The sequence below is a fragment of the Tunicatimonas sp. genome (genome assembly GCF_049647865.1).
GTDB lineage: Bacteria > Bacteroidota > Bacteroidia > Cytophagales > Cyclobacteriaceae > Tunicatimonas.
Window position 1 is genome coordinate 1 of record NZ_JBARYM010000711.1, and the last position, 11,414, is coordinate 11,414.

Annotated in this window: 13 protein-coding genes and 1 pseudogene; 5 read left to right on the plus strand and 9 right to left on the minus strand. The window is 41.8% G+C overall.

The window, feature by feature from the left end:
* Positions 1–713 (plus strand): annotated as a pseudogene (locus WBA23_RS20805) (hypothetical protein); the annotation flags it as partial.
* A gap of 118 nt (positions 714–831) precedes the next feature.
* The gene (locus tag WBA23_RS20810) at positions 832–1,878 is read left to right on the plus strand and encodes a DUF2157 domain-containing protein (protein ID WP_424584205.1); all 1,047 of its coding nucleotides are present in this window, start codon (positions 832–834) and stop codon (positions 1,876–1,878) included.
* A 5-nt stretch (positions 1,879–1,883) separates the two neighbouring features.
* On the opposite strand, the gene WBA23_RS20815 is transcribed toward WBA23_RS20810, so the two are convergent.
* The 8 genes from WBA23_RS20815 to WBA23_RS20850 all read right to left on the minus strand — a co-directional run bounded on the left by WBA23_RS20815 (position 1,884) and on the right by WBA23_RS20850 (position 9,166).
* Complete coding sequence (locus tag WBA23_RS20815) at positions 1,884–4,172, minus strand: sodium-translocating pyrophosphatase (protein ID WP_424584206.1); 2,289 nt, start codon at positions 4,170–4,172, stop codon at positions 1,884–1,886.
* Between the two features lie 319 nt (positions 4,173–4,491).
* Positions 4,492–5,520: a ligase-associated DNA damage response exonuclease gene (locus WBA23_RS20820; protein WP_424584207.1), complete on the minus strand. Its 1,029-nt coding sequence runs from the start codon at positions 5,518–5,520 to the stop codon at positions 4,492–4,494.
* Between the two features lie 174 nt (positions 5,521–5,694).
* Positions 5,695–6,327, minus strand: a complete 633-nt coding sequence (locus WBA23_RS20825; RefSeq protein ID WP_424584208.1) for a flavin reductase family protein — start codon at positions 6,325–6,327, stop codon at positions 5,695–5,697.
* Between the two features lie 3 nt (positions 6,328–6,330).
* Entirely contained in the window at positions 6,331–6,780 is a 450-nt protein-coding gene (locus tag WBA23_RS20830) for a hypothetical protein (RefSeq protein WP_424584209.1), read from the minus strand.
* 29 nt (positions 6,781–6,809) lie between these two features.
* Positions 6,810–7,085 (minus strand): hypothetical protein, encoded by a 276-nt coding sequence (locus tag WBA23_RS20835; RefSeq protein WP_424584210.1) that lies wholly within the window; start codon positions 7,083–7,085, stop codon positions 6,810–6,812.
* Between the two features lie 260 nt (positions 7,086–7,345).
* Positions 7,346–8,056, minus strand: a complete 711-nt coding sequence (locus WBA23_RS20840; protein ID WP_424584211.1) for an SDR family NAD(P)-dependent oxidoreductase — start codon at positions 8,054–8,056, stop codon at positions 7,346–7,348.
* Positions 8,046–8,747, minus strand: coding sequence for a GTP cyclohydrolase I FolE (folE, locus tag WBA23_RS20845; protein WP_424584212.1), 702 nt, complete (start codon positions 8,745–8,747; stop codon positions 8,046–8,048). Before folE ends, WBA23_RS20840 begins: the two co-directional genes overlap by 11 nt.
* Positions 8,748–8,755: 8 nt before the next feature.
* On the minus strand, positions 8,756–9,166 hold the full coding sequence (locus WBA23_RS20850) for a 6-pyruvoyl trahydropterin synthase family protein (RefSeq protein WP_424584213.1): 411 nt from the start codon (positions 9,164–9,166) through the stop codon (positions 8,756–8,758).
* A gap of 232 nt (positions 9,167–9,398) precedes the next feature.
* Between WBA23_RS20850 and WBA23_RS20855 the strand changes: the two genes are divergently transcribed.
* Positions 9,399–9,800: a DUF1987 domain-containing protein gene (locus tag WBA23_RS20855; protein WP_424584214.1), complete on the plus strand. Its 402-nt coding sequence runs from the start codon at positions 9,399–9,401 to the stop codon at positions 9,798–9,800.
* A 105-nt stretch (positions 9,801–9,905) separates the two neighbouring features.
* Here WBA23_RS20855 and WBA23_RS20860 read toward each other — a convergent pair whose 3' ends face one another.
* Positions 9,906–10,349, minus strand: coding sequence for a DUF2147 domain-containing protein (locus tag WBA23_RS20860; protein WP_424584215.1), 444 nt, complete (start codon positions 10,347–10,349; stop codon positions 9,906–9,908).
* A 73-nt stretch (positions 10,350–10,422) separates the two neighbouring features.
* Here WBA23_RS20860 and pdeM point away from each other — a divergent pair, with 73 nt between their 5' ends.
* Both pdeM and WBA23_RS20870 read left to right on the plus strand, forming a co-directional pair.
* Positions 10,423–11,151, plus strand: a complete 729-nt coding sequence (pdeM, locus tag WBA23_RS20865; RefSeq protein ID WP_424584216.1) for a ligase-associated DNA damage response endonuclease PdeM — start codon at positions 10,423–10,425, stop codon at positions 11,149–11,151.
* A gap of 129 nt (positions 11,152–11,280) precedes the next feature.
* A partial coding sequence (locus WBA23_RS20870; RefSeq protein WP_424584217.1) for a hypothetical protein occupies positions 11,281–11,414 on the plus strand: 134 nt, incomplete at its 3' end.

Here is an 11,414-nt window from a genome sequence, read left to right on the forward strand (position 1 = left end):
CCGTTCGTCGGGTGCGCCCAGCACAGCGACCCGGTGCACCAGCTCTACGTAATAACTCGGTTACTATGTATCAGCCTCGTGCTAGTAGAAGCCCTAATAGTAGATCCTCTAGAGTAAGTTCAGGAAGTACTCAAAACAACCGAGGTGACTACCGAGCCACTTCACCCAATCGTTCTACGTATGATCGGGCAACAAGATCTTCAGCGACCCGGTCATCCGCTACGCCCAATACGCGCAGCCGAACTGACTATTCTACCGTGAATCGTGGTGATAGATCACGTAGTACTAACCGCGATGCCAGCAGCTATTCTCGCTCAAGTGACCCATCTAGCAGTCAGAGGAATCGTGTTGAGCGAAGTAACCAGAGCAGAACAACTGCCCCCCGAGAACGTACTACGGTCAATAGTCGTAGCCGGAATAGTGGTACTTCATCGCAGTATAACCGAAGTTCCACTCAGCGTTCTCTGGCAACTCGGTCTAGCAGTTCGGTGAAAACTAATCGACGATCATCGGTTAGTTCGGCGCGCTCATCGGCACCATCGAGTCGGACGAACGTAAAACGTGGTTCTTCAAGCAGTAGCACCTCTCGTTCAACTGTGAACCGTTCTTCTTCGAGAAGTAGTTCTCGTTCTAACGTAAGTCGCTCTAGCTCTTCTAGCAACCGGAGTACTCGTCCGGCGACGAATCGTCCCAGTAGAAGTCGTCCGAAATAATTTGATTATCCAGTTGGGATTATGAGTCTTTGTAAGCTCAACTGGATAACTTTTTATCACAAATTATTTTAGTAGCGATGTGTTAAGCAAGCATTACTGCTGATTTGTATATTGCGGTATGCAATTTACTGAGGAGCAACATCAGACGTTGCGAAAGGCCATTCAGCATTGGGAAGATCAACAGCTTATCAGCACCGCTACTGCTGAAACATTGCGCCAGTCTTACGAAATTAAGGAGAGTAAATCTCACTTCGACTGGAGAAATCTATCGCTAATTGCCTTCTTCTTTGCCATTGCCTGCATTATACTATCCACTGCTCTTTTCCTATTAGACGACTGGCTGATGAGTGTGATGAATCGTTTAATAGGAGCCTCTGCACTAACTAAGTGCGTTCTTTTCCTGATTCTAACACTGGGCACTTTCTCCCTCGGTGTTCGCCGCAGAAGAAAATATCCATCTCAAAAATATAGCAATGAAGCCCTCTTAATTTTCGGTGCTATCTTTATTGCTTTTTTTCTGACTTACCTGAGTGAAGCGTTACAAATGGCGGAGGGCAGCTTTCCGGTCTTTGTAGGATCAGCGGCTGTCTGTTATGGAATAATAGCTGTCTATTTAAAGAGTCATCTTTTATGGGGTATTAGCTTAGCTGCATTAGCTACTTGGTACGGAATAGAAACATTTTATTTCAGTAGTGAGTCGTCGTATTTCTTGGGCATGAACCTCCCACTGCGCTACGTCTGCTTTGGATTGTTGTTAACTGTTGGGAGCGTAATGGTTAAGAAAACCTCAACTACCCAAGCTTTCTTTCCAATTACGTACTATTCGGGTTTACTGGTATTATTCTCGTCACTGTGGCTACTTTCTATCTTCGGTAACCAGACTGATCTATCGGTTTGGGGTAATACACCTCAGTACCAGTTCTGGTACGCTACTTTACTATTATCGGCTTTTTCAATTGGAGCTATCTGGTGGGGATTAAGTCGGCAGGAACGGCTTACCGCTGAAATTGGTATTCTATTCTTTTTATTGAATGTCTATACTCGCTATTTCGAATACGGCTGGGATACCCTACACCGAGTATTATTCTTTAGCCTACTTGCTATTTCATTCTGGTTTATTGGTAAAAAAGCGGAAGGTATCTGGAATCGATTAGAGCAAGACTGAAATACTTACCGCAACTCAACCGCCGGTTCATTAGCAACCTTAATTTTCTCTATCCTCATCTTACTCGTCTCAAACTCTTCCATTTCTACGGTATTAATCTTTATTTCGACAGAATTTGACTCGGATTGATCTGAGCTTGTTCCGGCCTGATCGGAGTGAACTCCATCTACCGCAATATGAGGAGCAATAATAAGCGCTACAATAGAAGTAAGCTTAATCAAAATATTCATAGAAGGGCCTGACGTATCTTTAAACGGATCTCCCACGGTATCACCAGTTACTGAAGCTTTATGAGCTTCTGAACCTTTGTATTCCATTTTTCCATCAATTTCAACCCCTTTTTCAAACGACTTTTTGGCATTATCCCAAGCCCCTCCAGCGTTATTTTGAAACATTCCCATCAGCACACCCGAAACCGTAATTCCGGCCAGTAATCCACCTAAAATTTCTGCCGAAGAGGTATCATCAAAAACTCCTTTGAAGCCAAAACCAAATAAAATTGGAGTTAGCAAAGCAATAGCTCCAGGCAGAATCATTTCCCGAATAGAAGCTTGCGTCGATATCTCAACACACTTTTGATACTCCGGGGTAGCTTTGTGTTCCATAATGCCCGGAATCTCCCGAAACTGTCGGCGAACTTCCTGTACCATATCCATTGCAGCTTTTCCTACCGCAGCAATCGCCAGTGACGAAAAGATAAAAGGAATCATTGCTCCGATAAATAAGGCGCCTAACACGGGGGCTTTATATAAGTCGATTGAATCTATTCCAGCCACGCCTACAAATGCGGCAAACAAAGCGAGGGCGGTTAGAGCAGCAGAAGCAATGGCGAAACCCTTACCAGCTGCAGCCGTTGTATTTCCAACGGCATCTAAATTATCTGTTCGACTTCGCACTTCTTCAGGTAGCCCACTCATTTCAGCAATTCCCCCGGCATTATCAGCAATTGGGCCAAATGCATCAATGGCAAGTTGCATAGCAGTAGTCGCCATCATTCCGGCCGCAGCAATGGCTACTCCGTACAATCCGGCAAACGAATACGAAAAGATAATTCCTGATGCCAATACAATGGTAGGCATTACCGTAGATTCCATACCTACCGACAGTCCACCAATAATATTTGTGGCGTGCCCCGTAGAAGATTGACGAATGATACTATTTACCGGTCGGCGGCCCATAGCAGTGTAGTACTCAGTAATGATACTCATCAGTGCCCCTACGATTAATCCTATGAAGATCGCCCAAAACACATCCAGACTACTGAACGTAACTCCTCGAATCTCCAAGTTATCGGGTAGTAAATAGCCAACGATAAAATAAGAGGCAATGACCGTTAAAATGATAGACGACCAGTTACCAATATTCAGTGCTTTCTGGACACTATCGGTTTCGTGGGTGATGCGAACGAAGAATGAGCCTATTATAGAAAAAATTAACCCAACACCGGCAATAAGCATTGGTAATAATATCGGGGCAATGCCCCCGAAAGCATCGTCCGACACAATTTCCCGTCCGAGCACCATAGTTGCCAAAATAGTAGCTACGTAAGAGCCAAATAAGTCAGCACCCATACCCGCTACGTCACCCACGTTGTCACCTACATTATCCGCTATAGTGGCTGGGTTACGAACATCATCTTCTGGAATTCCGGCTTCTACTTTTCCTACTAGGTCAGCTCCTACATCAGCCGCTTTGGTATAGATTCCTCCCCCCACTCGGGCAAAGAGTGCAATACTTTCCGCTCCTAACGAGAACCCGGCTAGTACTTCCAGAGCTTTCTCCATTGCTACTCCGTTCACACTAGCTCCCGGCACATTAAGAACATATATTTGATAAAAAATAATAAACAACGATCCCAATCCTATAACAGCTAATCCGGCTACCCCCAATCCCATAACTGTTCCTCCGGCGAAGGAAACTTTCAGTGCTTTGGCTAAACTGGTACGAGCGGCTTGGGTGGTACGTACATTGGCTTTGGTGGCTACACGCATTCCAATATATCCGGCAACGGCTGAAAAGACCGCTCCAATAATAAATGATACTGCAATATATGGACTGGAGGTTTCTACAGTAGTGCCTGACCAAGCCAGTAAAATTGCAGCAATAATTGCAAAATACGTGAGTACCTTCCATTCTGCTTTCAGAAAAGCCATCGCCCCATCAGCAATGTAGCCAGCTAATATCTGCATATTTTCTTCTCCGGCGTCTTGCTTAGAAATCCAGGCCGATCGTATAAACATGAAGATTAATGCCACCACTCCAAACACTGGCACGAGATAGACTAAACTATGCATAAATTGAATTTTTTGTACTTAGATAAATTGCGGTGCAAATATAGGAGTTGCATTTTGTTTAAAAAACTCTTTTGGTGCTTTGTTCCAATCAACTAACGCTGGTAAAGAAAATGCTATCCAACGTATCAAACAATTCAAATGAAGGTAGGTTAAGATGCAAATAATACGAACTATGAACACCTCAATACTTAGAGTACTACTTGGTCTGGCAGCTAGTGTGATTGCCTTTCGAGTTATTACCGTAAAACCTATTCGCAACTATTTACTCACAGCTATACTTAACGGAGCTGTTTTTTATATAAAGCGTAAACTTCGCTAGTTACGACGGTTCGCTAGTGGCTACTTCTTCATCGTTATCTTCTGTTTCGCCGCTATAGAGGGTTTCAACCTCATAGGCTTGTTTACCCTGCTCGCGTAGCCAGCGGCTAAATACTGAAGTAAATCCGTGCGTAACGTAAATAGTGTCGGCTCCCGTTGCCCCTATGGCCTGATTAAGTCCGGGCCAATCGGCATGGTCTGACATTACGAATCCTCGGTCGGCTGCCCTTCGTCGTTTTGCTCCGCGTACCATCATCCAACCTGAAGCAATTCCGGTGCTAAAAGGTCTGAATCGATTAACCCAAGGGCTGTTTAATGCTGAAGAAGGAGCAATAACTAAAGCTTTTCGTAAATCTTCTTTGGATACTTCCGCTGAAACCTTTGGTAACGATGGCAATTCAGCTCCACCTGCGATAAGGGCATTGTTTACATTATAGACAGCTCCGTGCAAATATACCGTACCAATAGCGCGGTCTAGTTGATGTATTATTCGCTGGGACTTTCCCAGTGAGTAAGCTATCAATAAAGAAGTTTTGTTCTGCGCTTGGTTGCCTAGCCACCATTCATGGATTTCTTCCATAATACTGGGTTGCGGCTTCCAAGAGTAGATGGGTAACCCAAATGTTGACTCGGTGACAAATGAGTGACAGCGAACTGGCTCAAATTGACCACTGAAGCCATCATCTTCCAATTTGTAGTCGCCGGATACTACGGCAATTTGACCTTTGTACTCCAAACGAATTTGCGCTGATCCATAGATATGTCCGGCCGGATGTAGTGATACCTTCACTCCTGAAATATCGACCGTTTCGTTAAACGCCAGCGTTTCCAATGATATATCTTGTCCTAACCTTAGCCGAAGAATTGTTTCTGAATCGTGGTGAGAAAGATAATGCTTCATGCCCCAGCGAGCATGGTCGGAATGAGCGTGCGTAATTATAGCCTTGTCTACTGGCTTCCAAGGATCGATGTAGACATTGGCTGGAGGACAAAATAGTCCACGATCGGTAAATTCAATTATAGGTTTCATTCAATCTTACGACAACCTGATAGAAAAATTGTTTTGAAGATAGATACTCAGTAATGCGCGGAGTCGCTTTATAAACTATAGTATCAGCTCAATTGATTGTTCTACTACTAATCACTAACATTTACTTTGATCTTGCCTCCGCTAGTTAGCCTTTCATATTTCGTATCTCGAATTTCATATTTTCTTTACGGGCTGATTTGGTTTAGCATAAGTTAGACGCACCGGGTTTTGAACTTCATGATAAGCATCTAAGCCACTACAAGTCATCGTCCCAGCTCCAACTAAATTGATAAATCCATCAGTAGCGATGCAGTTTTCAGGAAGGACAATCTTCTGGATCTCTCCTACTAAAAAAATAGTCTCGTTGGACTGCAAAGTATAATGTTCTACATAAGTAAGCCCCATTTTAATTGAAGCCTCTGATACAAAAGGAGCTGAAAAATCGTCAATATACGCAGGAGTTAATTTGGCTCCTTCAAACTCAGAAATATCCCAACGGGCACTAGTATGATGAGCCTTCTCTACAAAATCTTTACGAATATGGTTGATACTAAAATTCTTGGTATCTAAAATATTTTGCAGTGTATGGCGGGGCACCGTATGAGGACGGAAAAGAATACCGATGAGTGGAGGATTGGCACCCACATGAATAATTTGAGAGAATACTGCTAAATTCGTAATGCCCTCTGTAGATTGGGAACCGATTAAAGCCACGCTTTTAAATCCCGTGAGTGAGTTAATAAAATTAGTACGAAAGCGTTTTTCTAGTTGACTTAGTTGAGCGTTGGTGTAAGTTCGTTCAGCCATACGTTACACTTCAATAGCCTCTTCAATAGAATTGCAATAGCGGATATCAAGTTTATCGACAATATTATCAGGATAATTCTTAACGATCTGGGTTTTAGCAATTTCTACTGACTTGCGAAACCAAGGTTCATCGGGTAGTATTTTACGGTGGATACTCAACCCATGCTGGTACATCTCTTTTTTCCATACTACAAAATACCACTCCATGGATGGCTGATGGAAAGCGCGTAATGCCCGCTTGTCAAAAATAAACTTTTGGTTAGCTCCTTTTTTTACTAACTCAGATATTCTGAGAAAAATATCTTTGAAGTGCTCAATAGGTACGTACTCCGACTTGAGTTCACAAATAATAATACCCGATTTTTCGTGATACGAAACCCGGGCAAATCTAGCATCGAAGTAATCTTTAAATTTAGATACCTCCGGTGATTGAGTTAGCGTGGAATCTTTCATGGTCTAAAAAATTTTTGGGTTCTTCCAATTTAGTGAAAACTTCCCTTTCTTCGCTTTTTACCTTCTTCAATCTGACTATGGAGACCATTGATCTCATCTTCTAAACGGCTAGCATAGTCTATGGTTGTTTTCATCATTTGTTGCTGAGAAGTAATCTGCTCTTTAAGATACGATAATTCTGTATGCATGTCTCGTAGCTTTGCTTGGTACTCCTCTTTCAAGCGCTGCTTTTCATGTTCAGCCTTCTTGAGTTCCTCTTTAAATATTAAATACGACTCGGGGGGGGATTTTATCAAATCTGCCATTTGGGTAATTACCTAAGCATTTGCACTAATTTTCTTTGCTTTAGCTAAGCCATAAGCTTACGCCATTTCTATTGTGATCAATTAGATGAATTGTATCTAACCTAGCATGATAGTAATACACTCAACAATGATATTTACGATAACACATCTAAAGCCTATAAAGTTTTTGGTCTTGTTTAATTTAGTGTAAACAAAATGTATGATGATTGTTAATTGAGTAAAAAAACTGTCAATTATTTAACAACATTCGTTAAACATAGCTACAAATGTTTCACTGATGATAATCCACCATCAATATGGAATACTTGTCCCGTTACCCAACTGCTATTATCCGAAAGGAGATAGACTACTGCTTGAGCTATATCATCGGGTTTGCCATAGCGTCCTAAAGGATGCCGCTTATTAGAAGCCTCCTTCTTTTCATCAGTCGAGAGCAAATTATCAGCCAAAGGAGTATCGGTTAGTGAAGGAGCCACTACGTTAACCCTAACATTTTTGTTAGCCAATTCTGCCGCTAAAGCTCTTCCCAAACCTTCTACTGCTCCCTTAGCCATGGCCACGGCAGTATGGAAATTTAAACCCAATTGAACTGCTACGGTGCTAAACATCACTACACTAGCTCCTTTAGCGGCTCGCAAATTTTTTAGTGCAGCCTGAATAACTTTTACCGCACCAATAGCATTTAACTCAATTTCTCGCTGAAAATCGGCTGGTTTCAGCGATTGAAACGGCTTTAAAGTAATAGTGCCAGGAGTATACACTAGTCCGTGCAATTGCTCAGGTAAGGCATCCAGCTCATCAGTCATTTCTAGCACATCAAGAGGAATATGGGTGATATTTTCATGATCGGACGGGGCTTGGCGAGAGGCTACTGTTATTGATGCGCCCTCTTCTAAGAGAATATCTAGCGTGGCTTTCCCTATTCCCGAGGTTCCTCCGATCAATAAGATGTTTTTTCCTTTAAATTTCATGTTTACTCTTTAAGCTGATGTAATTTAAAAATTCTTTTTTCCTCACTTCATCCTCCTGGAAAGCACCACAGTAGTGCGAGGTAACGGTCAGGCTATTGACATCTTGCACACCTCGGGAGGAAACGCACATATGAGCCGCATCAAGAACCACCGCCACATCTTCGGTTTGCAATACATCTTTTAGTTCGTTAGCAATTTGAACGGTCATACGCTCTTGCACCTGTGGGCGCTTAGCGTAGTACTGTACAATACGATTAATTTTGGAGAGACCAATAACGTGTCCATCGGAAATGTAACCAACGTGGGCTTTACCATATATGGGTACAAAATGATGCTCACAATTGGAATAGAAGGTAATGTTCTTTTCCACTAACATCTCGTTGTACTTATACTTATTCTCAAATAGCGTAGCCAAAGGCTTATTTTCAGGCTTTAAACCGCTAAATATTTCTTTAACGTACATTTTAGCTACTCTTCTTGGCGTTCCCTGCAAGCTATCATCTTCCATATCCAGACCTAGAATAAGCATGATTTCCCTGAAATGCTTTTCAATCAACTCAATTTTCAGATCATCATCTTTCTCAAAAGCATCGGGGCGAAGCGGCGTCTCGAAAGAGCTACTCATATGATCGTCTCCTTCTTCTTCACGAAGTTGGTGACCATTACTATGTTTTGTGGGTTCATTTATCATAATTTTCTTTAAGCGGGGTATTCAACAAAATTTCTTTCTGTTTCAAACAGTACGATTTTCAGATCGTGATCTTGGTTCAAGCGGGGGCGAAGCAGATTCCAAATAACTACCGCAATGTTTTCGGCAGTAGGATTTACCTTCCTAAATTCCTCTGTATCCAGATTTAGGTTCTTATGATCGAACCGAGAAGTTACCTCTTCGCGAATAATGTCTTTAAGCAATTTCATATCGTAAACATACCCTGTCTGCGGATCAGGATAGCCGCTAACTTTCACAATCAAATCATAATTATGACCGTGATAGTTGGGCAAACTGCACTTCCCAAACACTTGTTCGTTTTGTTCGTCAGACCACTCGGGATTGTAGAGCCGATGAGCTGCATTAAAATGTTCTTTTCGACAAACCGTAACTTTATTCATAAAATCTTTTTAGTGACTTTTGTTTAAGTTTTATATAAAATATATTTAACAATATTGAGATAAAGGAATAACAGAAATACCTATCAAAAGTTCTCAGTTAAAATAATGTTAAAAAGTACTAAATTAATGCTGACGTTTAGAGTTTCGCATATACTAAGGATAAAAGTAACGTAGTGGGTTTACGCTATGGCAACGTTTTTGTTTACTTATATCTTATTATCCTATGCTAGTTATGACTAATTTGTATATCCCTCGTACTACTAAAACGCCTGATATCTTTTTTGATCTTGAAATGGGAAATTTTGAGATTAAAGGGCGATCAATACCCGAAAATTCGGTTGACTTCTATTCTCAGGTTATGCAGTGGTTAGCGGAGTATGAAACGAACCCCAACAATACGACGAACCTAAACGTAAAACTAGAGTACTTTAATACCTCTTCTTCTAAGTGCCTGATCGATATCTTTCGACGGTTGGAGAAGATCCATACTGTAAGCACCCAAGTTGAAGTTCACTGGTATTATGAAACCGAAGACGACGATATGCGCGAGTCGGGTGAGGACTTTCGCGATTTAGTTAAAATGCCCGTCGTCCTTCACGAAGTCACCAGCGACATTTCTGAGCGAATAAGTTGATAGTTGAATGGCTTAGTAGCTAAATTGCTAATAGTTAGTTTCTAGTTTGTTATTCACCTTTACTGTCTGTTGACCTAATACATTTCACATCTCATATTTCACATTTTATCTAGCTCTGGACCATCGTTCGGATCGGCCCATCAGTGAAATGCCGATATAGCCACGCACTTCCAGCACATTACCGTCTTCTTTGAGCCGCATTAAGCAACTGTATGTTTTACCTGATTCAGGATCATATATTTCTCCATCTTCATACTCACCATCGCCGTCGTACTCTAACTCTTTTAAAATCTCAGTACCAACAATAGGTCGAGTGCGGAATGCTTCGTCCGGATTTTCCTTATCTAGTTTGGTGCTTCCGTCTGGATTGTTAGGCTCTTTCAACCATACAATTTTTCCACAATACGATTCTCCGCAGTTATAGACTTCTATTTTAGCTCGGTTCTCCGAAGTATTCCACTCGCCTACAACCGCATCGGCCGTTTGAGCTAAAGCGGTATTGTGAATATTTATCGCTAAAAAAGCTGCAATTAGAATTGATTTGATCATGATATTAGTTGTATTTTCCGACATTCCTTTAAAATAAATCTTTTGCTTCGGCAATTGTTTATCCCTTTCATTCATGACCAACGCTACTGATACCCAAAAATTACCTGCTCAAATTCAGATTGATGTATGCGATCAGAAACTTACATTACTTCATCAGCGGGCAATCTTTTGGGAGGAAATGCAGTTTTTGCTGTTGGCCGATTTGCACTTGGGTAAAGCCGGGCACTTTCGGAAGAATGGCTCTCCTATTCCGGCGGCAGTGCACTGGCAAGATTTAGTGATATTAGGCGAATTAATTGAAAAGCATCAGCCCCGAAAAGTAGTATTGCTAGGTGACCTGTTTCACAGTACGCTGAACAATGAATGGTTAGATTTTGCTCAGTGGATGGAACAGTACGCTCCCCTACCCTTTGTATTAGTGAAAGGTAACCACGATATGCTACCAGAAGCAGCTTACGAGTTAGACCAATTAGTAGTCCATCCTGAAGAGTGGATTGAGAAGCCATTTCTTCTCACGCACAAACCAGTGATAGAGCCTAATAATCAGCGAGGTGGCTGGAAATTCCCAAAATCTTCCTTAGCTGATTCTGAACTATACAATTTAGCCGGACATATTCATCCGGGTACTACCGTGCGATTAGGGTTAGGCCAAAGTGAACGGATGCCTTGCTTTTTCTTCGGACCAACTATTGGCTTATTACCAGCCTTCGGACAATTTACTGGCTGCGTACGGATGAATGCTCAACCACAAGATCAAGTATACGGAATTGTTAGTGAGCGAAGTGTTATCAAAATAGGGTAATTTGCTAAGACGGCTCATATAATTCTGAGGAAATCAGTCCTTTGGTTTTATAAAAATATTCCGCTAATTACCGAATGAACGTCATTACTAACCAAGCAATACAACTAACCTACTACCGAACCATTACCTATGCTCACTCTTCTGACTATTCTGCTGGCTCTGGCATTTATCATTGTTGCAATTATTAAGTTTGATATTCACCCATTTCTGGCATTGCTAGTCGGGGCAATCATATACGGGCTATTATCGGGAATGTCGCCCGA